The following is a 22,377-nucleotide window of genomic DNA, read 5'->3' as shown; positions in this document are numbered from 1 at the left end:
CGACACTTTCGTGACCACTGAGGACCTTTTCATCCATGTCCTCGTCTTTTTCCCCTCGGCTGTAGGGTTTTATTTCATATGATCAAATCGTTGCGTCCACTGTTTCTCGCCGGCCTTCTTCTGCCTCTGGCGCTGCCTGTTTCTGCTGCCACCATCAATACTTCCCTGACCCCCAACGTTGAAAAAGCCCTCAAGGCGAGCAAATTGCAGCCTAGCGCCCTGTCGCTGGTGATGGTCCCGCTCGACGGCCCGGGCACGCCGACCGTGTTCAACGCCGACGTGTCGGTCAACCCGGCCTCGACCATGAAACTGGTCACTACTTACGCGGCGCTGGAAATGCTCGGCCCCAATCATCAGTGGAAAACCGAGTTCTACACCGACGGCGACCTCAACGGCGGCATCCTCAACGGCAACCTCTACCTCAAGGGTGGCGGTGATCCGAAGCTGAACATGGAAAAACTCTGGCTGCTGATGCGCGACCTGCGCGCCAACGGCGTGACGCAGATCACCGGTGATCTGGTACTCGACCGCAACTTCTTCGTGCAGCCGCAACTGCCGGAATTCAACGATGACGGCAATGACGAGAACAAACCGTTCCTGGTCAAACCGGATTCGCTGCTGGTCAACCTCAAGGCCCTGCGCTTCGTTGCGCGCAATGACGGCGGTCGCGTGCTGATCTCGGTAGAACCGCCGATTGCCAGCATCCACATCGAAAACACCGTCAAAGCCCTGCCGTCCAAACAATGCACCGGTGGCGTGCGCTACAACCCGGTGGCGCAGGCCGATGGCAGCGTCAACGTGACCGTTGCCGGCCAGTTGGGCGAAGGTTGCAGCTCGCAGACTTACCTGTCGCTGCTCGACCACGCAACCTACACCGCCGGCGCCGTGCGCGCGATCTGGAAAGAACTGGGCGGCAGCATTCAGGGCAAGGATCGTCTGGCCTCGACACCGGGCAACGCCAAACTGCTCGCGCGTGCCTACTCGCCGGATCTGGCGGAGATCATCCGCGACATCAACAAATACAGTAACAACACCATGGCCCAGCAGCTGTTCCTCAGCCTGGGACAAAAATTCCGCAACGATGCCGACGGTGACGACGCCAAGGCTGCGCAACGCGTCGTGCGCCAGTGGCTGGCCAGGAAAGGCATCACCGCGCCGCATCTGGTAATGGAGAACGGTTCCGGCCTGTCTCGCGCCGAACGCGTCAGCGCCCGTGAAATGGCGGGCATGCTGCAAGCGGCGTGGCACAGCCCGTATGCCGCGGAATACATCAGCTCGCTACCGATCGCCGGTACCGACGGCACCATGCGTAAACGCCTGAAAACCACGGCGATGCGCGGTGAGGCACACGTCAAGACAGGTACGTTGAACACTGTGCGGGCGATTGCCGGCTTCAGCCGTGATGTGAATGGCAATACCTGGGCGGTGGTGGCGATCCTCAATGACAAGGCGCCGTTTGGCGCGTCGTCGGTGCTCGATCAGGTGCTGCTGGATCTGTACAAGCAACCGAAACTGGCGCAGACCGCTTCGGTCCTCTGATCACCGCGGCCCCCTGTAGGAGTGAGCCTGCTCGCGATAGCGTCAGTTCAGGCACATCAAAGTGACTGACATATCGCGATCGCGAGCTGGCTCACTCCTACAAGGGTTTAGCGTCGCGGCTAGCTCATCTGCTCGACACGATCGCGTCCGCGCTGCTTTGCCATATACACACCCGAATCCGCCCTGAGCAACAGCGCATCCGCGCCCTCCCCCGACCGCCAACTGGCGATACCGAAACTCGCCGTGACCACGCCGACCACATCCACCGGCGCACTGCGCAAACCCTGCCACAGTTCAACCGCCAGCATGTACGCATGTTCGCCGTCGATGTCCGGGCACAGCACCATGAACTCCTCACCGCCCAACCGGCAGAACACATCGGTACGCCGCAGACGATGGCCGATGCGTTCGCACACCGCTTGCAGCACGCGGTCACCGACGGCGTGGCCATACTGATCGTTGATGCGTTTGAAATGGTCGATGTCGAGCATGATCACCGACAGCTCGCCGCCACCGCGCTCGACCCGGGCCATTTCGGTGGTCAGGCGTTCCTGAAAATAGCGACGGTTATGAATGCCGGTCAGCGAGTCGGTCACTGACAGCGCACGCAGTTCTTCTTCCACGCGTTTGAGGTCGGAAATGTCCGAGATATAGCCATGCCACAGCACGCCGCCGCCCGGCAGTTCTTCCGGCGTCGCCTCGCCGCGTACCCAGCGTAGACCGCGCTCGGGCAACTGCACACGGTATTCCTCGCGCCACGGGCTGAGGCTGTCGGCCGAGGCGCGAATCGAAGAGCGCACACGAGTAACGTCCTGTGGATGAATGCGCGTGAAGATCGCTTCCGCGTTGAACAGCAGCACATCCGGCTCCAGTTCGTAGATCTCGCGAATGCCGTCGCTGGCGTAGATCACACTGAAGCGTCCGTCGAATTCCATCTTGAACTGATAGATGCCACCGGGCACGTGAGCGCTGAGCTTCTTCAGCAACACATCCCGCGCCGCCAGCACCTCGTGCACGCGCTTGCGCTCAGTGATATCGATGCAGATCGCCAGATGCCCGACCCACAAACCCTGCTCATCGAGCACCGGGGTGGCGAGCATGTTCACTGGAATATGGCTGCCATCGCTGCGCACCAGCGTCCACTCGCGTGCCTCATGGCCGCCGACTTCGCCGCCCTCGACCAGCATCGCGTGGCAGGTCGGGATGGTCTTGCCGTAACGCGCACTCAACTCGGCAGCGCGGGCCGTCAGCTCGCGGGGCAGGTGCAGGTTTTCCAGGGTCATGTGGCCGACGACATCGGCGCTGCTGTAGCCGAGCATTTGTTCGGCGCCGGGGTTGAAGGTGTTGATCACCCCGCGCAAGTCGGTGGCGATGATTGCCACCTGCGTCGCCGCATTCAGCACGCCGCGCAACTGGCCGTGGGTGCCGCGCAGCTCCTGTTCGCTGGCATGCAATTCCTGCGTGCGCTGCTCCACCATAAGCAAGGCGCGCTGGCGCTGACTGACCAACACGTAGAGCAAGGCGCTGAGCAGCAGACTGAGTAACCCACCCAGAATGATCACACTGCCCACCGACGAATGGTTGGCCTGAACGAACGCGTCGCTCGGCAAGATATCGACCTGATAGTCGTGATCGGCCATGCGCACCAGACGCGTGGCGGACAAATCGCTCAGTGCCGGGTCGTTGCTCGACTCGAACAACACCTCGTGCTGATCATGGGTCGACATGTCGAGAATGCGCACTGACAGGTAATCATGGAAGGCATCCGGCAAACCGTCAGCCAGCAACTGGCGCATGCTGATCACCGCCATCACGTAGCCGAACGACTGCCGCTCGCCGTTGCGGCTGACCGGCGCCACCAGCAACACGCCGCGCGCGTAGGACGGCTCAATGCTAACCAGGTGCATCGGTTGCGACACCGCCAGCCCGCCGAGCTTATCGGCACGTTGCAGGGTGTCGCGCCGCAGCGGTTGCGCCAGCAAGTCATAACCCAACGGTGAGCCGAGCCGGCTTTGCGTCTGGCTGTAGAGAACCGGCACGTATTCATCGCGCACGCCAGCCAGTTGCAGCTCGCCCTGGGCATTCAATTCACGGAGGGTAAAGTTGCTCAGACCTTCATCACGCACCCGCTGCTCGAATGCCGCGCGCTCGGCACCGCTGACCTTGAGGGCAAACGAATAGGCCTGGGTACGCATTAATAAGGGTTGGGTGTAACCGTCGAATTCGGTGCGGGATACCGATTCAGAGTTGGCGAAGAAGCGGCGCAGACCGTCGAGGCGTTGCTCCTGATCCTGAAAGCGTTCTTCGATGCGGCTGTAACGTTCGTTGGCCAACAGTTGAAAACGCTGACGGGATTGTTGCTGAAACTGATTGAGGGTGGCCCAGGCGAGCAGCCCCGTGAGAATCCCACCGGCGAGCAATACCAGCAGCGCGACCAGCCAGGCCGAGACGTCTTCGCTGATGAAACCCAGAATCTTTGGGCGCACGGGGTGCAACGACATAAAGACAACTCACTACGCCAGCATTTACGGGAAAACCCCATTGACCGTGTGTGAGTTATAGCTATTAGCCACTAATTTAGCTAGCGCGGGCAGATCCACGGAGCCTTTAAAAATCAAGGCTCTGTGGATCCAATTGCGCAAAGCGTCAACGAGCCGTGATTTTCCAGGCGCGGTGGATCTTGGTGTTGCGGGCGAAATCCGGATCGATGGTCTGCGCGCTGATTTCCTCGACCGCGTAACGCTCGGCGAGGTTTTCTTCCAACTGGAACTTGCGGAAGTTGTTGGAAAAATACAGCACACCACCCGGCGCCAGACGGGCCATGGCCAGGTCAATCAACTGCACCTGATCACGTTGCACGTCGAAGATGCCTTCCATGCGCTTGGAGTTGGAGAAGGTCGGCGGATCGATAAAGATCAGGTCGTACTCGTCACGGCTGCTTTCCAGCCACGCCATCACATCGCCCTGCTCCAGACGGTTCTTGTCCGAATAGCCGTTCAGCGACAGGTTGCGACGTGCCCAGTCGAGATAAGTCTTCGACAGGTCGACGCTGGTGGTGCTGCGCGCGCCGCCCTTGGCCGCGTGCACGCTGGCGGTCGCGGTGTAGCAGAACAGATTGAGGAAGCGCTTGCCGGCGGCCTCTTTCTGGATGCGCATGCGCATTGGGCGGTGGTCGAGGAACAGACCGGTGTCGAGGTAGTCGGTGAGGTTGACCAGCAACTTCACGCCGCCCTCGCTGACTTCATTGAACTTGCCTTGCGCAGCCTGACGCTCGTACTGCTTGGTGCCGCTCTGGCGCTCGCGGCGTTTGACCACCACGCGGCTCTTGTCGACGTTCAGTGCCTGCGGGATCGCTGCCAGTGCATCGAACATGCGTGCCGAGGCTTTTTCCGGGTCGATCGATTTTGGCGCGGCGTATTCCTGAACGTGCACCCAATCGTGGTACAGGTCGATGGCCATCGCGTACTCTGGCATGTCGGCATCGTAGACGCGGTAGCAATCAATACCTTCGCGCTTGACCCACTTGCCCATGGCCTTGAGGTTCTTTTGCAGGCGGTTGGCAAACATCTGCCCGCCTTCGCTCAAGCGCGGCTGCTCGATCACCGGAACCGGGGCTGGCGTCGGTTTGATCGGGTTGCCGTTCTTGTTGAACTTGCGCTCTTGCGGTTCGTCCGGGGTCTGGTCGTAAGCCGCTTGCTCACGCTCGGCCTGACGCTGTTCCGGAGTGCGACGCTCGCCCGTGACGAACTGATCCGGCAGCACTTTGATCAACAGCAGCTTGCACGGCAGCGCGCCGTTCCAGAACGAATACTGCTTGTGGCTGCGAATGCCCATGCGCTTGCCCAGATCCGGGGCGCCGGTGAACACCGCCGCTTCCCAGTTCAAGCAGGCCTGACGCAGACGCTCGCCGAGGTTCTGGTAGAGATACAGCAGGCTGGCCTCGTCACCGAGACGCTCGCCGTACGGCGGGTTGCAGATCACCAGACCTTTCTGGTTCTGATCCGGACGCGGCTCGAAGGTCGCGACTTCGCCCTGGTAGATCTTGATCCACTCGCTCAGGCCCGCACGCTCAACGTTGTTGCGACCCGGCTGAATCAGACGCGGATCAGCTTCGTAGCCACGAATCCACAACGGTGGCTTGGCCAGACCGGCAGCGGCACGTTCGACGGCTTCTTCGTGGAGTTTTTTCCACAGCGCCGGCACGTGACCGAGCCACGCGGTAAAGCCCCACTGCTCACGGCGCAGGTTCGGCGCCATGTCGGCGGCAATCATGCCGGCTTCGACGAGGAACGTACCGACACCGCACATCGGGTCAGCCAGCGCGCCGCCTTCAGCGGCAATGCGCGGCCAGCCGGAACGGATCAGGATGGCTGCCGCGAGGTTTTCCTTCAGCGGTGCCGCCCCTTGCTGCAAGCGATAGCCGCGCTGGTGCAGGCTGTGGCCGGACAGGTCGAGGGAGAGGATCGCTTCGCCGCGATCCAGACGCAGGTGAATGCGCAGATCCGGGTTGAGCTTGTCGATCGACGGACGGTCGCCCTGCGGGGTGCGCAGTTTGTCGACGATGGCGTCTTTGACTTTCAGGGCACCGAAGTGGGTGTTGTCGATGCCTGAGCCGTGGCCGCTGAATTCGACGGCCAGGGTGCCGTCGCTGAGCATGTGATCCTGCCACTCGATGTCGAGCACACCGTGGTAGAGGTCTTCAGCGTCTTTCATCGGGAAACGCTTGAGCACCAGCAATACGCGGTTGGCCAGACGCGACCAGAGGCACAGGCGATAAGCGGTTTCCATGGTCGCCATGCCACGCACGGCGGAAGTGTGCTCGCGCGCTTCTTCAAGGCCAAGCCCGACGGCTTCCTCGATGAGCAGGCCTTCAAGGCCTTTAGGGCAAGTGAGGAAGAGTTCGAAACGGTCGGACATGGTATTTCCAGAGCCTTTGGCTAGTGAATCGGCAACGCATTGCCGATCCGGTTTTCAATCAGGCGCTTTTCTAAAAGAGCGCCCGCGTGGCACGAAGGTGTGCCGTTCCATCCCCGCTGCTCGGGTTAAAAGAGCTTAGATGCCGGGACAGATAAAAAAGGTGATGCAACAAAAAGTCTTAAAGCGACCCTTCGTCGCTTTATACCCCAGCGCAAACGTGGGTCATTCTCACTAAAGAATTAACCCCATCATCCAGCGCGGGGCCGATCATACCGGGGTTTGCTCAATAAACGTTCAATAAATAAGCGGTTACTTATCGCTATAGCACTCTTTTCGTTACGTCCTTATGACAAAACGGTCATTCCATCGCTGTGACTCATTGGTTAGAAATGAACACAGGTTGACGTCGCAACGGCGTCAACACCTTGGCTCGCCACGCCGGCAGCGAGCCGCACCATGGCAGGTTTCTTCTGCCAGACCTCAGTTGAGGTCAACGCGACACAAAACAGTCAACAAGTGAGGGAAACACCCTATGAGAAGACTTAAGCGTGATCCGTTGGAAAGAGCATTTTTGCGCGGATATCAATATGGCGTTGGTGGCAAATCCCGTGAGCTTTGCCCATTTACTCTACCGTCGGTACGCCAAGCCTGGATTAACGGCTGGCGAGAAGGACGCGGCGACAACTGGGACGGTATGACCGGCACTGCGGGAATCCACAGACTCAACGAACTTCACGCCGTCGGCTGACACAGGGCATTAATTCCGACACGACAATCTGAATTTGTAACGACTTACCATGCACGTCCTTCCCGGACGGCGGGCTCCGGCCCAGGGGCTCCTTCGAGGAGCCCTTTTTTATGCCGGAAAACTCATTTTTTGTGCTGGAACACGAAACCTGTGGGAGCGAGCCTGCTCGCGAAAGCGGCGTGTCAGTCACAGAAGTATTGACTGAACTGGCACCTTCGCGAGCAGGCTCGCTCCCACAATTGGATCAGCGCAGGGCGGCGATCGCGTCTACCGATTCACGGATCAGCGCCGGGCCTTTATAGATGAAGCCGGAATAGATCTGCACCAGGCTCGCACCGGCGAGAATCTTCTCGGCCGCATGCTTGCCTTCAGTAATCCCACCCGCCGCAATGATCGGCAACCGCCCAGCCAACTCACCGGCCAGCACCTTCACGGTATTGGTGCTCTTCTCACGCACTGGCGCACCTGACAAACCGCCCGCCTCGTCGCCATGCTCCATGCCTTCAACGCCAACACGGCTCAGGGTGGTGTTGGTCGCGATTACCGCGTCCATACCGGTTTCGATCAGCGCTTGGGCAACCTGCGCGGTTTCTTCATCGGTCATGTCCGGCGCGATCTTGATCGCCAACGGCACATGCTTGCCATGACGCAACGCCAGTTCAGCACGGCGCGTGGCCAGATCGGCGAGCAACTGCTTGAGCGAATCACCGAACTGCAGGCTGCGCAGGCCCGGGGTGTTCGGCGAACTGACGTTGACCGTCACATAGCTGGCGTGGGCGTAGACCTTGTCCAGGCAGATCAGGTAGTCGTCGACCGCGCGTTCAACCGGCGTATCGAAGTTCTTGCCGATGTTGATGCCCAGCACGCCTTTGTATTTCGCTGCGGCCACACGCGCCAGCAGGTTATCGACACCGAGGTTGTTGAAACCCATGCGGTTGATGATCGCCTCGGCTTCCGGCAAGCGGAATATCCGTGGTTTCGGGTTGCCCGGCTGCGGGCGCGGGGTCACGGTGCCGATTTCGACAAAACCGAAACCCAGTTGCGCGAAGCCATCGATGGCCGCGCCGTTCTTGTCCAGACCGGCCGCCAGCCCCACCGGGTTCGGGAACTCCAGGCCCATGACCGTCACCGGCTTCTTCGCCGGCGCCTTGCACAGCAAGCCGTTGAGACCCAAACGCCCACCCGCGCCGATCAGATCCAGCGACAGATCGTGGGAGGTTTCCGGGGAAAGTTTGAACAACAGCTGACGGGCCAGGGTGTACATGGGCGGCGATGACTCGGGCGGCGAAAAGAGGCGGCGATTATAGCCGGGCATCGACCTGCGGCGCGAGGCGCACGCGCAAATCACTGGCACTGGCATATGCCTTGCACCCTCCTTGACTATCAGCGCGCAGGCCAATGACGGCACGCGGGCAAGGACAATGGCGTCGTCCCGGGTTTTGCCTGCGCAAAGTCCGCGGCGGCGCTTTTTTTCGAGGTGGCGGTGTATGAATGAACCTTCGGTAGGGCCACTGGCCTGGGTCAACGGCAGCGATGCCCCGGAAAAAAGTGCAATCAACCTCGGTTTCATGGCGTTGAGCGACTGCGCATCGGTTGTCGTTGCTGCTACACAGGGCTTTGCCCAGCCTTATGGACTAACGCTGAACCTGAAGCGCCAGGCCTCTTGGGCGAATCTGCGCGACAATCTGGTCAGCGGCGAACTGGATGCCGCCCACAGTCTGTATGGTCTGATCTACGCCGTTCACTTGGGCATCGGCGGTGTCGCCCCGACTGACATGGCGGTGCTGATGGGGCTGAACCAGAACGGCCAAAGTCTCAACCTGTCGCACGGCCTGCAGAACCTCGGCGTGAGCAGTCCTGAAGCGCTGGATCGGCACGTGCACCAAAGCCGCGCAAAACTCACCTTCGCCCAGACTTTTCCCACTGGCACTCATGCGATGTGGCTGTATTACTGGCTGGCGAGTCAGGGCATTCATCCGTTGCAGGATGTCGACAGTGTGGTGGTGCCGCCGCCGCAAATGGTTGCGCATCTGCAAGCCGGGCGCATCGACGGCTTTTGCGTCGGCGAGCCTTGGGCTGCTAGCGCGGTGCAGCAGAATCTCGGGTTTACCTTGGCCACCAGCCAGACCATCTGGCCCGATCACCCGGAAAAAGTCCTTGGTTGCACCCGCGATTTTGTCGAGCAATACCCGAACACCGCGCGGGCGTTGGTGATGGCGATTCTTGAGGCCAGCCGTTTCATTGAGGAAAGCCCGGAGAACCGTCGCAGCACCGCGCAATTGCTCAGCGCGCCGGAGTATCTGGACGCGCCGCTTTCGTGCATCGAGCCGCGTTTTCTCGGTGATTATGCCGATGGCCTCGGCAATCGCTGGCAGGATCCGCACGCGCTGCGCTTTCACGGTAACGGCGAAGTGAATCTGCCTTATCTGTCGGACGGTATGTGGTTCATGACCCAGTTCCGCCGCTGGGGCTTGCTGCGCGAAGACCCGGATTACCTCGCTGTCGCCCGTCAGGTTCAGCAACTCGATCTGTATCGCGACGCCGCTACTGAGGTCGGTGTTGCCGCGTGGGGCACCGACATGCGCAGCAGCCAGTTGCTCGACGGCAAAATCTGGGACGGCAGCGACCCGGCCGCTTACGCGCGCAGTTTCAAGCTGCACGCGTTGAACGACGACGCCCCTCTTCTCGCCCGCCGCTGACAGGAGACCGCGAACATGTTGCGCATTCTGTTGATCAACGACACCGCGAAAAAAGTCGGGCGCCTGAAAGCCGCATTGACCGAAGCCGGTTTCGAGGTGATTGATGAGTCCGGCCTGACCATCGACCTGCCCGCGCGCGTCGAAACGGTGCGTCCGGACGTAATCCTGATCGATACCGAGTCACCGAGCCGCGATGTCATGGAACAAGTGGTACTGGTCAGCCGCGACCAACCACGGCCAATCGTGATGTTTACCGACGAGCATGACCCCGGAGTGATGCGCCAGGCGATCAAATCCGGGGTCAGTGCCTACATCGTCGAAGGCATTCACGCACAGCGTTTGCAGCCGATTCTCGATGTGGCGATGGCACGATTCGAGAGTGATCAGGCCTTGCGCGCGCAGCTTCAGGCGCGTGACCTGCAATTGGCTGAGCGCAAGCGTATTGAGCTGGCCAAAGGGTTGCTGATGAAGATGAAGGACTGCAATGAGGAAGAGGCTTACACCTTGATGCGGCGCCAAGCGATGAGCCGGCAGCAGAAGCTGATTCAGGTGGCGGAGCAGATTATTGCCATGAGTGAGTTGCTGGGTTGAGGTGTCCTCTTAAGAGCCCCCTCACCCTAGCCCTCTCCCAAAGGGAGAGGGGACTGATTGGGGGATGCTCGCGATGTACGCCGACTTGCAATTTCTGCTGTGAATCCATAATCGACTAGGTCTTTCAGGTCGATGTTTGGCGCAAGACACCTCGGTCAGTCCCCTCTCCCTCCGGGAGAGGGTTAGGGTGAGGGGCTTTTGCTCTTTCACCAGTTGGCACAAATCTCGCTATGTAAAACGCACAGGTAACCAACGGCGGTTGCCCCACCCACGACAAAGACGTCGCTCACCCCGTTCGCCCCTTCGGCGAATCAGGTAGCGGCGTTTTTGCGTTTTGGCCCCACAGCTCGGGGCTGGTGGTGCGGCCGTGGCGGCGCCCCACCTGCTGTTGCATGACTCCTTTCGAGACTCTTTTCAGCTGAGGTGCGCGATGAATTCAAGCTTCTGGAAATCCGGCCACACCCCGACCCTGTTCGCGGCCTTCCTCTATTTCGACCTGAGCTTCATGGTCTGGTACCTGCTCGGCCCGTTGGCGGTGCAGATTGCCGCCGACCTGCACCTGACCACCCAACAACGCGGCCTCGTCGTCGCCACGCCGATCCTCGCCGGTGCGGTGCTGCGTTTTGTGATGGGCATGCTCGCCGATCGGTTGTCGCCGAAAACCGCCGGGCTGATCGGTCAGGTCATTGTGATTTGCGCGCTGTTCGGCGCCTGGAAAATCGGCATTCATAGCTACGAGCAGGCGCTGATACTCGGCCTGTTCCTCGGCATGGCCGGCGCGTCGTTTGCCGTCGCCCTGCCCTTGGCCTCGCAATGGTATCCACCGCAGCATCAGGGCAAAGCCATGGGCATTGCCGGTGCGGGCAACTCCGGCACCGTGTTCGCCGCATTGCTTGCGCCGGTGCTCGCCGCTGCGTTCGGCTGGAGCAATGTTTTCGGTTTCGCTCTGATTCCGTTGATCCTGACGTTGGTGCTGTTCGCCTGGCTGGCAAAAAATGCGCCTGAGCGGCCAAAAGCCAAAGCCATGGCTGACTACTTCAAAGCCCTCGGCGACCGTGACAGTTGGTGGTTCATGTTTTTCTACAGCGTGACCTTCGGCGGTTTCATCGGTCTGGCCAGCGCCCTGCCCGGCTACTTCAACGATCAATACGGCCTGAGCCCGGTGACGGCCGGTTACTACACCGCAGCCTGCGTGTTCGGCGGCAGTCTGATGCGTCCGCTGGGCGGCGCCCTGGCTGACCGTTTCGGTGGCATACGCACCTTGCTGGCGATGTACACCGTCGCTGCCGTGTGCATCGCGGCCGTCGGCTTCAACCTGCCAAGTTCCTACGCGGCACTGGCGCTTTTCGTCTGCACGATGCTCGGTTTAGGGGCAGGCAATGGTGCGGTTTTCCAACTGGTGCCGCAGCGCTTTCGCCTGGAGATCGGCGTGATGACCGGGTTGATTGGCATGGCCGGCGGCATCGGCGGTTTTGCCTTGGCCGCCGGCATGGGCGCGATCAAACAGAGCACCGGCAGCTATCAACTGGCCCTGTGGTTGTTCGCCAGCCTCGGCGTATTGGCGTGGTTTGGTCTGCACGGCGTCAAGCGTCGCTGGAGAACCACCTGGGGCTCGGCAGCGGTGACGGCGGCGCGGGTCTGAGGCATCAATGGCCCTGCAACTGAGCTTTGCCGAAGCCAGCGCCACCGGCCCACGCGCGGAGAATCAGGACGCTTTGCGCCTGGTCACACCCGCTCCGGCGCTGGCGGCGAGCAAAGGTTTTCTGTTTGCCATCGCCGACGGCGTCAGCCAATGCGCCGATGGCGGACTGGCTGCGCGCTCGACCTTGCAGGCCTTGGCGCTCGACTACTACGCCACGCCGGAAACCTGGAGCGTGGCGCAGGCACTGGATCGCCTGCTGCTCGCGCAAAACCGCTGGCTGCAGGCCAATGGCGGTGGGCAACCGCTGCTCACCACGGTCAGCGCCTTGGTCATGCGCGGTCGGCGCTTCACCCTCGCCCACGTCGGCGATTGCCGGGTGTATCGCTGGCACGCCGACAGTTTGCAGCGGATCTCTGAAGATCATGTCTGGGATCAGCCGGGCATGCAGCATGTGCTCAAACGTGCATTGGGGCTGGATCAGCATCTGGTGCTGGACTTCCTTGACGGTGAACTGCGCCACGGCGAGTGCTTTGTTTTGCTCAGTGACGGTGTCTGGTCGACACTCGGCGATACCGCCATTGCGGCGATTCTGCGTGATCAGCCGGATCTTCACAGCGCCGCGCAGACGCTGGTCAACGCCGCGCATCTGGCGGGGAGCCAGGACAATGCCAGTGCCTTGCTGGTGCGGGTGGATGCTTTGGGTGAGGCCAGTATCGGCGATGCGCTGATTCATCTGCAGCAATGGCCCCTGCCGCCACCGTTAAAACCCGGTCAGTCGTTCGAAGGCTGGCAAGTGCTGGACGTTGTTGCTCAGAGCCAGCAATCGCTGCTGTATCGAGTGCTGGATGGTCAGGGTCAGAGGTGGTTGCTGAAAACCCTGCCCACGCGCTCCGCTGATGATTCCTACGCCGGGCAAGCACTGTTGTCCGAAGAATGGTTCCTGAAACGTGTGGCCGGACGGCATTTTCCTGAAGTCCATGCGTGCCAGCAACGTCAGCATTTGTACTACGTGATGCGCGAATATTCCGGGACGACGCTGGCGCAGATTCTTCAACAAAATGGGCCTTTACCCCTAGCGCAATGGCAGGACATCGCGGAGCGTCTACTACGCGCGGCCGGACTGCTGCATCGACGGCAGATTCTGCACCGGGACATCAAACCGGAAAATCTGCATTGGAGTGATGACGGTGAACTGCGGCTGCTGGATTTTGGCCTGGCGTATTGTCCTGGCCTGTCCGAAGACGCGCCGTCGACGCTGCCCGGAACCCCCAGTTACATCGCCCCGGAAGCGTTTCGCGGTGATCCGCCGAATGTGCAGCAGGATTTGTATGCGGTCGGTGTGACCCTGTATTTCTTGCTCACCGGGCATTTTCCCTACGGCGAGATCGAAGCGTTTCAGCGGCCGCGATTTGGTGTGGCGGTGAGTGCCAGTCGATTTCGGCCGGACCTGCCGGAATGGCTGGCGCAGAGTCTGGAGCGCGGCGTTGCGGCTGATCCGCAGTTGCGCTTTGAAACGGCTGAGGAGTGGTTGCTGGTGTTGGAACAGGGCGAGCGGCGGAGTTTGAGTGCGCGGCCTCGGCCGTTGCTGGAGCGTGAGCCGCTGAAGGTCTGGCGGACGATGGCGATCGTGGCTTTATTGGGGAATCTGGTGCTGCTGGTTTTGTTGTTTCATGGCTGACACCGCGTCGCGCCATTCGCGAGCAGGCTCGCTCCCACAAGGGATTCGTGTCGTTCGCAAATCACCTGTGGGAGCGAGCTTGCTCGCGAAGGCGCCCACCCAATCACTACAAATTCAACTGCCTGAATGCCCCACGAACGAGCAACCCGCTTCGAATCAGTGCAAAAAATCCACCCTCAAAATCTGTCCCCCCCAATAAACCCGCCACCGTCCCCACTTGGCACAACCACTGCATTACCCCACTCAACACACACATAAAGCCCAACCTTCAACGACGAAGGCTGCGCTTCCCGAGAGAACGGGACCAGGACAAAGGCGTCCTCGCTAGGCAACTAGCGGGACGCCTTTTTTTGTTTGCGCAAAATTTCTCGAGCAAGGCCTGACTGCCCACAAGAGGCCAGCCGCAGCTCCCCGGAGAACCTGATGAAAAAACTCAAACTGGTGATGATCGGCAATGGCATGGCCGGAGTCCGCACCCTCGAAGAACTGCTCAAGCTGAGCAACGAGCTGTACGACATCACCGTCTTCGGCGCCGAACCGCACACCAACTACAACCGCATCCTGCTCTCACCGGTGCTGGCCGGTGAGCAGACCTTCGAGGAGATCGTGCTCAACGACCTCGACTGGTACCTGGAAAACCACATCAAGTTGCTACTCAACCGCAAAGTGGTGGAGATCGACCGGGTCAAACGCCGGGTGATCGCCGAGGACGGCACCGAAGCCGAATACGATCGCCTGCTGATCGCCACCGGTTCGACGCCGTTCATCCTGCCGATCCCCGGCAACACCTTGCACGGGGTGATCGGTTACCGCGACATCGCCGACACCCAAGCGATGATCGACACCGCCAAAACCCACAAACACGCGGTGGTCATCGGTGGCGGTCTGCTCGGTCTCGAAGCCGCCAATGGCCTGATGCTGCGCGGCATGCACGTCACCGTGGTGCACATCGGCGAATGGCTGCTGGAACGGCAACTGGACAAAACCAGCGGCCAACTCCTGCAAACTGCCCTCGAATCCCGAGGTTTGCATTTCCGTCTGTGCGAACAGACCCAGGCCCTGCACGATGCCGGCAATGGCCGGGTCGGCTCGGTGCAATTCAAGAACGGCGACATCATTCCCGCTGATCTGGTGGTGATGGCGGCCGGCATTCGCCCCAACACCGAATTGGCGGAAAAGGCTGGCATCCCGTGCAATCGTGGGATTCTGGTCAATGACACGCTGCAAACCTACGACCCGCGCATCTACGCGATCGGCGAGTGCGCCAGCCATCGCGGGATTGCCTACGGTCTCGTCGCGCCGCTGTTCGAACAGGCCAAGGTGTGCGCCAACCACCTCGCACAATTGGGTTTCGCCCGTTATCAGGGCTCAGTGACGTCGACCAAATTGAAAGTCACCGGCATCGACCTGTTTTCCGCTGGCGACTTCATGGGCGGCGAAGGCACCGAGACCATCACCCTCTCCGACCCGATCGGCGGCGTGTACAAAAAACTGGTGATCAAGGATGACGTGCTGGTCGGCGCCTGTCTGTACGGCGATACGGCAGATGGCGGTTGGTATTTCCGCCAGATTCGTGAGAATCACGCCATCGGCGAGATCCGCGATCACTTGATGTTCGGCGAAAACGCACTCGGCGACGTAGGACATCAGGGCCAGGACAAAGCCATGGTCATGGCCGACACCGCCGAAGTCTGCGGCTGCAACGGCGTGTGCAAAGGCACCATCGTCAAAGCGATTCAGGAACACGGCCTGTTCAGCGTCGATGAGGTGAAGAAACACACCAAGGCTGCCAGCTCCTGCGGTTCCTGTGCCGGGCTGGTCGAACAGATCCTGATCAACACCGTTGGCGGCGCGGCCGACGTCAAACCGAAAAGCGAAAAAGCCATCTGCGGATGCAGCGATCTCAACCACGGGCAGATTCGCCAAGCGATTCGCGAACAGCATCTGCTGACCATCGCCGGCACCATGAGCTACCTCAACTGGCGCACGCCGAACGGCTGCGCAACGTGCCGCCCTGCCCTCAACTATTACCTGATTTCCACCTGGCCCGGCGAAGCCAAGGACGACCCGCAATCGCGCCTGATCAACGAGCGTGCGCATGCCAACATTCAGAAGGACGGTACCTATTCGGTGGTACCCCGCATGTGGGGCGGCGTGACCAACCCTTCGGAACTGCGGCGAATTGCCGATGTGGCTGACAAGTATCAGGTGCCGATGGTCAAGGTCACCGGCGGCCAGCGTATCGATTTGCTCGGCATCAAGAAGCAGGATCTGCCCGGCGTCTGGAAGGATCTCGACATGCCCTCCGGCCACGCCTACGGCAAATCCATCCGCACGGTGAAAACCTGCGTCGGCAGCGAGTTCTGCCGCTTCGGCACGCAAAACTCGACACAACTGGGCATCGAGCTTGAGCACGACCTGTTCAACATGTGGTCGCCGCACAAAGTGAAACTCGCTGTCTCCGGATGCCCACGCAACTGCTCGGAAGCGGGGATCAAAGACGTAGGAATCATCGGCGTCGACTCCGGCTGGGAGATGTACATCGGCGGTAACGGCGGGATCAAAACCGAAGTCGCCGAGTTCTTCGTCAAGCTGAAAACCGCCGAAGAGGTACGCGAATACAACGGCGCCTTCCTGCAGCTTTATCGCGAAGAAGCCTTCTACCTCGAACGCACCGTGCACTACCTGCAACGGGTCGGCATGGAACACATCAAGAAAGCCGTGCTGGAAGATCCCGAGCGCCGCAAAGCCCTGAACGAGCGCCTGCAATTCTCCCTGTCGTTCGAGCAAGACCCGTGGAAAGAACGTCTGGCGCAGCCGCAACTGAAGAAAGAATTCGACGTAATCCCGGTGAAAAATCTGGAGGTGCCGGCATGAACTGGCTCGATATCTGTGCCCTCGACGAGATCAATACCCTCGGTTCGCGGATCATTGCCGGACCGAAAGGCGACATCGCGATTTTTCGTACAAGCGACGACGAAGTTTTCGCCCTCGACGACCGCTGCCCACACAAGGGCGGACCACTGTCACAAGGGTTGATCTACGGCAAACGCGTCGCCTGCCCGCTGCACAACTGGCAAATCGACCTCGAATCCGGCGAAGCTCAGGCGCCGGACATCGGTTGCGCGCACCATCACCCGGCGCGGGTCGAAAACGGTCGTGTGCAACTGGCCCTGCGGGACGCCATCTGATGAACCGCCAGACGACCGCCTCGACCTGCTGTTATTGCGGGGTCGGCTGCGGCGTGCTGATCGAGCATGACGGCGAGCGCATCCTCGGCGTCAGCGGCGATCCGGCGCACCCGGCCAACTTCGGCAAACTGTGCAGCAAAGGCTCGACCCTGCACCTGACCGGCGACCTCGCGGCTCGCGCGCTGTACCCGGAACTGCGCCTGGGCAAAGGCCTGGCCCGCAGCCGCACGGACTGGGACACCGCACTGGAACACGCCGCCAACGTGTTCGCCGAGACCATCGCCGAGCATGGCCCGGACAGTGTGGCGTTCTATATCTCCGGACAGTTGCTGACCGAGGACTATTACGCCTTCAACAAGCTGGCACGGGCACTGGTCAGGACCAACAACATCGACAGCAATTCGCGCCTGTGCATGTCCTCAGCCGTGGTCGGCTACAAGCGCAGCCTAGGTGCCGACGCCCCGCCTTGCAGTTATGAGGATCTGGAACTCAGCGATTGCGTGATGATTGTCGGCAGTAACATGGCCTACGCCCACCCGGTACTTTTCCGTCGGCTGGAAGAGGCAAAATCCCGCCGCCCGCAGATGAAAGTCATCGTCATTGATCCACGGCGCACTGACACTTGCGACCTCGCCGACCTGCATCTGGCGATTCTGCCCGGCACCGACGTCGCCTTGTTCCATGGGATTTTGCATCTGTTGTTGTGGGAAGACTGGATTGATCGCGACTTCGTCAAGGCGCACACCGATGGCCTCGCTGAACTGAAAAGTCTGGTGCGTGATTACACCCCACAAATGGTTTCGCAGTTGTGCGGCATCAGCGTTGAGCAATTGCAGCAGTGCGCCGAATGGGTGGGCACTTCGCCAGGTTTTCTGTCGCTGTGGTGCATGGGGCTGAACCAGTCCACAGCCGGCAGCGCGAAGAACAGCGCGCTGATCAATCTGCACTTGGCCACCGGGCAAATTGGCCGTCCGGGTGCAGGACCTTTCTCTCTCACCGGTCAGCCGAATGCCATGGGCGGACGGGAAACTGGCAGTTTGTCGAACCTGTTGCCGGGTCATCGTGACGCGGCCAACCCCGAACACCGCGCCGAAGTGGCGGCTTATTGGGGTGTGGATCAACTGCCGGAAAGCACTGGTCTCAGCGCCATCGAACTGTTCGAGCAAGTGCGCAGCGGCAAGATCAAGGCGTTGTGGATTGCCTGCACCAACCCTGCGCAATCGATGCCGGATCAGAGTGCGGTGCGCGCGGCGCTGGAAGCTTGCCCGTTTGTGGTTCTGCAAGAAGCCTTTCGCACCACCGAAACCGCAGCATTCGCCGATCTCCTGCTACCTGCCGCCAGTTGGGGCGAGAAGGAAGGCTCGGTGACCAACTCCGAGCGACGCATTTCCCACGTGCGCAAAGCCATCCTCCCACCGGGCGAAGCGCGGCCGGACTGGGCGATCACGGTAGATTTCGCACAACGTCTGGAGAAACGTCTGCGTCCCGCCGAGCCAAGCCTGTTCACGTTCACTCAGCCCGCGCAGTTGTTCGATGAATTTAAAGGGCTGACGCATGGCCGCGATCTGGATATGTCCGGGATCAGTCATGCGCTGATCGACGAGATCGGACCGCAGCAATGGCCCTTCCCTGTCGGCGCACGACAAGGAACACCACGACTGTACGAAGACGGGATTTTCCCAACCGCCAACGGACGCGCTCATTTCATTGCCGAACCTTACCGCGCCGCCAAAGAACAGCGTGATGCACGCTTTCCGCTGACATTGATCACTGGCCGCTTGCGCGATCAATGGCACGGTATGAGCCGCACCGGCACGGCGGCGCAACTGTTCGGGCATGTCAGCGAAGCGGTGTTGAGTCTGCATCCAGACGAAATGCGCCGGCACCGTTTGCAGCCGGGCGATCTGGTCAATCTGAAAAGTCGTCGCGGCGCAGTAATTGTTGCTGTCGGTAGTGATGACAGCGTACGTCCGGGACAAGCGTTTCTACCTATGCACTGGGGTGACCGGTTTCTCAAGGGCGGCGTGAACAGCCTGACCCTGCCGGCCTTCGATCCGTTGTCGAAACAACCGGAACTGAAACACAGCGGCGTGCGCCTGGAGCCGGTCAATCTGCCGTGGCAGCTTTTCGCACTCATCGAGGGTGATGTTCAACGGCATTTCGAGGCCCTACGACCGCTCTGTGAGGCATTTTCCTACGTGAGTCTCAGCCTTGTCGGACGTGAACGATCGGCATTGCTGATACGCGCTGCCAACAGAGAGGCACCGGATGCGCAATTGCTCAGTGAAATCGATCATTGCTTGTCGCTGATCGACGGCCCGGTTTTGGCCTACGACGATCCGCGCCGGGCCATTGGCAAGCGCGTGCGTATTGAAAACGGCCGCATCACCGCCATCCGCCTGGCCGGTGAAACCCTTGCCCAGCATTGGCTACAGGGGTTGTGGCTGGAAGGTCGTGCAGACGAACAACTGCGGCGCTGGTTGCTGGCACCGATGAGTGCGCCGCCGGGCAGTGCCGGGGCGCAAATTGTTGCGGATAAAACCCTGTGCAACTGCAAGAACGTCAGCCTCAACGCGATCTGCGCCGGCATTCGCCAGGGTCTGGATCTGCAAGGTTTGAAAAACAATTTGGGCTGCGGCACGCAATGCGGCTCCTGTGTCCCGGAAATAAAACGCTTGCTGGCTGCCGATGTGCAGCCGGTCGCCGTCATCTGATGAGGAAAACACCATGAACGCAAAAGTCTGGCTGGTGGGTGCAGGTCCTGGTGATCCCGAATTGCTGACCCTAAAAGCGGTGCGTGCGTTGCGCGAGGCCGATGTGGTGCTGATCGATGATCTGGTCAACGACGCGGTGCTGGAACATTGCCCTGGCGCGCGAATCATTGCCGTGGGTAAACGCGGTGGTTGCCGTTCGACACCGCAGGCGTTCATCCATCGGCTGATGCTGCGCTATGCCCGCCACGGCAAGTGTGTGGTGCGGCTCAAGGGTGGCGATCCATGCATTTTCGGCCGTGGCGGTGAAGAGGCGCAGTGGTTGCGTGAACGTGGCGTTGAGGTGGAGTTGGTCAATGGCATCACCGCTGGGCTCGCTGGGGCGACGCAGTGCGATATTCCGCTGACGTTGCGCGGTGTGGCACGCGGCGTGACCCTGGTGACCGCGCACACGCAGGATGACAGCCAATTGAACTGGCAGGCGCTGGCGCAGGGCGGGACGACGCTGGTGGTTTATATGGGCGTGGCCAAGCTGGGCGAGATTCGCGATCAGTTGTTGGCGGGCGGGATGGCCGCAGATACGCCGGTGGCGATGATCGAGAATGCCTCGTTGCCAGAGCAGCGCGAATGCCGCAGTGATCTGATGAGCATGAGCGATGACGCAGGAATTTTCGGATTGAAGAGCCCGGCGATTCTGGTGATTGGTGCGGTGGCGGCTGCTGGTGAAGATCAAAAGATCGCAGCCTGCGGCAGCTCCTACAGGACGTATGCAGATTTCATGTAGGAGCTGCCGAAGGCTGCGATCTTTTAAAGCTGCAAAGCCAAATCGCAGGCAAAGAAAAGCCCGGCCTAAGCCGGGCTTTTCTCAGAGCGGCAGCTAATTACTTAGCTTGAGCTTCAACCTGCGCTTCTACGCGACGGTTTACAGCGCGGCCAGCGTCAGTTTTGTTGTCAGCAACTGGGCGGGATTCGCCGTAGCCAACAGACTGAACGCGGGACGATTCAACACCGTACTGGTTGGTCAGAACTTGCTTAACGGCGTTTGCACGACGCTCGGACAGTTTCTGGTTGTAAGCGTCAGGACCGACGGAGTCAGTGTGACCTTCAACAGTAGTGGTGGTGGATGGGTACTGCTTCATGAAGTCAGCCAGGTTCTTGATGTCGCCGTAGCTGTTTGGCTTCACAACCGACTTGTCGAAGTCGAACTTAACGTCCAGCTCAACACGAACAACTTCAGCAACTGCTGGGCAGCCGTCAGCGTCAACAGTTACGTTGGCTGGGGTGTCCGGGCACTTGTCAACGTTGTCGCAAACGCCATCGTTGTCGCTGTCGGAGCAGACTTCAGCTGGTGCTGGAACTGGAGCAGCAGCAGGCTTGGAGCCGCCACCGAAGTTCACACCGATACCAACGCTAGGAGCCCACTCGGTGTCGCCCTGGTCGATGTTGTACTGAGCTTCAACGCCGGCACGGGCGTAGAAGTTCTCGGTGAAGTACAGCTTGGCACCGCCACCAACGTTAGCGAAGGTAGAACGGTTACGACCGTTCGAACCGTTCTGGTCGATGCTCTGGTCGGAGAAACCGGCCGAGACGTATGGACGCAGCATGTCGCCTGGGTTGTTGAAGTGGTACAGAGCGTCCAGAGCGGTGTTAGCGCCTTTTACGTTCTTGCCATCATCGGCACGTACGTTGTGCACTTCGTCGTAGCCCAGACGCAGTTCAACGTCGTCGGTCAGGAAGTAACCGATCGAGCCGCCGAACAGGTTGCCGTTGTTCTTGAAGTTACGAGCGCTGTCGAATTGTTCTTTCTTTGCGAAGCCTTCGATTTCAACTGCGCCTTGGCCTTGTGCCAGAGCGCCGAACGAAGTGGCGGCAATCAGAGAACCAATGGCCAAGCCCAAGGTGTTTTTCAGTTTCATCCGTTAAATCCCCATCTGGTGATTGTGAAGCAGTCCCGCAAACCGGGGGACAACTCGGCGGCAAGTCTATCAGAACTTGCCTACACGTAAGAGATATTTGCGCTGAACTAAGTTTCAGCAATGCCTGCAAATTTCTCACGCAATTTATCTAGAGCACGTTTGTAACGCATTTTTGTCGCACTCAAACCCATGTGCATGATGTCTGCGATCTCCTGAAATTCCAGCTCTGCGACAAATCGTAGCACCAGAATTTCACGGTCAATCGGGTTCACATACACCAGCCAGCGATCAAGCCCGCCCTTCTCCTCGGGTTTCGGCGCCTTTTCTTCGGACGCTTCCTCGAGGGGGTCAAGACTCAATGCGTCCATCAAGCGACGCTTTCGCCGTTCCTTCCGATACTGCGTAATACATTCGTTGTACGTGATGCTGTAGAGCCACGTTTTGAACTTCGATTTCCCCTCGAAGTTCTTCAGGCCATACAGCACCTTCAACATGACTTCCTGACAGACATCGTCTGCGTCGCGATCGTTCCCAAGATATCTCGCACAAACGTTAAATAATGTTCGCTGGTAACGCCGCATCAGTTCTTCATAGGCGCGCGTTACGTGAAACAGCTCGGTATGCGAGCGCGCGACCAACTCCTCATCAGAGAGCTCGCGGGGGTCGTAGCGCGTGGATAGCGTTTGGGCTTTATTCAAAACAAGTCGTGCCGACAGTCAGGTCAATGTCCACCGCGACCAGCATC

Annotated in this window: 15 protein-coding genes; 10 read left to right on the top strand and 5 right to left on the bottom strand. The window is 60.0% G+C overall.

Annotated elements, in window-relative coordinates; translation table 11 throughout:
* The first annotated feature begins 78 nt into the window (after window positions 1-78).
* Window positions 79-1,539, top strand: a complete 1,461-nt coding sequence (gene dacB / locus QOM10_RS09500; RefSeq protein WP_127926497.1) for a D-alanyl-D-alanine carboxypeptidase/D-alanyl-D-alanine-endopeptidase — start codon at window positions 79-81, stop codon at window positions 1,537-1,539.
* A 119-nt stretch (window positions 1,540-1,658) separates the two neighbouring features.
* Here the strand turns inward: dacB and QOM10_RS09495 are convergent, their stop codons facing one another.
* Both QOM10_RS09495 and rlmKL read right to left on the bottom strand, forming a co-directional pair.
* The gene (locus QOM10_RS09495; protein WP_127926496.1) at window positions 1,659-4,040 is read right to left on the bottom strand and encodes a diguanylate cyclase; all 2,382 of its coding nucleotides are present in this window, start codon (window positions 4,038-4,040) and stop codon (window positions 1,659-1,661) included.
* A gap of 145 nt (window positions 4,041-4,185) precedes the next feature.
* The gene (gene rlmKL / locus QOM10_RS09490) at window positions 4,186-6,456 is read right to left on the bottom strand and encodes a bifunctional 23S rRNA (guanine(2069)-N(7))-methyltransferase RlmK/23S rRNA (guanine(2445)-N(2))-methyltransferase RlmL (protein ID WP_316917912.1); all 2,271 of its coding nucleotides are present in this window, start codon (window positions 6,454-6,456) and stop codon (window positions 4,186-4,188) included.
* A 532-nt stretch (window positions 6,457-6,988) separates the two neighbouring features.
* Between rlmKL and rmf the strand changes: the two genes are divergently transcribed.
* Window positions 6,989-7,204: a ribosome modulation factor gene (gene rmf / locus QOM10_RS09485; protein ID WP_003223300.1), complete on the top strand. Its 216-nt coding sequence runs from the start codon at window positions 6,989-6,991 to the stop codon at window positions 7,202-7,204.
* Window positions 7,205-7,448: 244 nt separating this feature from the next.
* Here the strand turns inward: rmf and QOM10_RS09480 are convergent, their stop codons facing one another.
* Window positions 7,449-8,468, bottom strand: a complete 1,020-nt coding sequence (locus QOM10_RS09480; RefSeq protein ID WP_034152862.1) for a quinone-dependent dihydroorotate dehydrogenase — start codon at window positions 8,466-8,468, stop codon at window positions 7,449-7,451.
* A gap of 223 nt (window positions 8,469-8,691) precedes the next feature.
* On the opposite strand from QOM10_RS09480, the gene QOM10_RS09475 reads away from it, so the two are divergent.
* The 8 genes from QOM10_RS09475 to cobA all read left to right on the top strand — a co-directional run bounded on the left by QOM10_RS09475 (window position 8,692) and on the right by cobA (window position 20,500).
* A complete protein-coding gene (locus QOM10_RS09475; RefSeq protein WP_316917911.1) occupies window positions 8,692-9,903 on the top strand; it encodes a CmpA/NrtA family ABC transporter substrate-binding protein in 1,212 nt (403 codons plus the stop codon).
* A gap of 15 nt (window positions 9,904-9,918) precedes the next feature.
* Window positions 9,919-10,494, top strand: coding sequence for an ANTAR domain-containing response regulator (locus QOM10_RS09470; protein ID WP_038365449.1), 576 nt, complete (start codon window positions 9,919-9,921; stop codon window positions 10,492-10,494).
* Window positions 10,495-10,924: 430 nt separating this feature from the next.
* On the top strand, window positions 10,925-12,136 hold the full coding sequence (locus QOM10_RS09465; RefSeq protein ID WP_095111816.1) for a nitrate/nitrite transporter: 1,212 nt from the start codon (window positions 10,925-10,927) through the stop codon (window positions 12,134-12,136).
* Window positions 12,137-12,143: 7 nt separating this feature from the next.
* Window positions 12,144-13,814: a bifunctional protein-serine/threonine kinase/phosphatase gene (locus QOM10_RS09460; RefSeq protein ID WP_316917910.1), complete on the top strand. Its 1,671-nt coding sequence runs from the start codon at window positions 12,144-12,146 to the stop codon at window positions 13,812-13,814.
* A 423-nt stretch (window positions 13,815-14,237) separates the two neighbouring features.
* Entirely contained in the window at window positions 14,238-16,691 is a 2,454-nt protein-coding gene (nirB, locus tag QOM10_RS09455) for a nitrite reductase large subunit NirB (RefSeq protein WP_038365456.1), read from the top strand.
* Window positions 16,688-17,005, top strand: a complete 318-nt coding sequence (gene nirD / locus QOM10_RS09450) for a nitrite reductase small subunit NirD (RefSeq protein WP_095120050.1) — start codon at window positions 16,688-16,690, stop codon at window positions 17,003-17,005. The genes nirB and nirD overlap by 4 nt, the downstream gene beginning before the upstream one ends.
* The gene (locus tag QOM10_RS09445; RefSeq protein ID WP_316917909.1) at window positions 17,005-19,719 is read left to right on the top strand and encodes a molybdopterin-dependent oxidoreductase; all 2,715 of its coding nucleotides are present in this window, start codon (window positions 17,005-17,007) and stop codon (window positions 19,717-19,719) included. The genes nirD and QOM10_RS09445 overlap by 1 nt, the downstream gene beginning before the upstream one ends.
* 13 nt (window positions 19,720-19,732) lie before the next feature.
* The gene (gene cobA, locus QOM10_RS09440; RefSeq protein ID WP_127926490.1) at window positions 19,733-20,500 is read left to right on the top strand and encodes a uroporphyrinogen-III C-methyltransferase; all 768 of its coding nucleotides are present in this window, start codon (window positions 19,733-19,735) and stop codon (window positions 20,498-20,500) included.
* Window positions 20,501-20,597: 97 nt separating this feature from the next.
* On the opposite strand, the gene QOM10_RS09435 is transcribed toward cobA, so the two are convergent.
* Both QOM10_RS09435 and sigX read right to left on the bottom strand, forming a co-directional pair.
* On the bottom strand, window positions 20,598-21,632 hold the full coding sequence (locus tag QOM10_RS09435; RefSeq protein ID WP_126361745.1) for an OmpA family protein: 1,035 nt from the start codon (window positions 21,630-21,632) through the stop codon (window positions 20,598-20,600).
* Between the two features lie 107 nt (window positions 21,633-21,739).
* On the bottom strand, window positions 21,740-22,330 hold the full coding sequence (gene sigX / locus QOM10_RS09430) for an RNA polymerase sigma factor SigX (protein ID WP_011333251.1): 591 nt from the start codon (window positions 22,328-22,330) through the stop codon (window positions 21,740-21,742).
* Window positions 22,331-22,377: the final 47 nt, after the last annotated feature.

Origin of the sequence: Pseudomonas sp. P108 (assembly GCF_032613195.1) — a bacterium.
Taxonomy (GTDB): domain Bacteria; phylum Pseudomonadota; class Gammaproteobacteria; order Pseudomonadales; family Pseudomonadaceae; genus Aquipseudomonas.
This window is presented reverse-complemented; position numbering and strand designations above follow the sequence as displayed.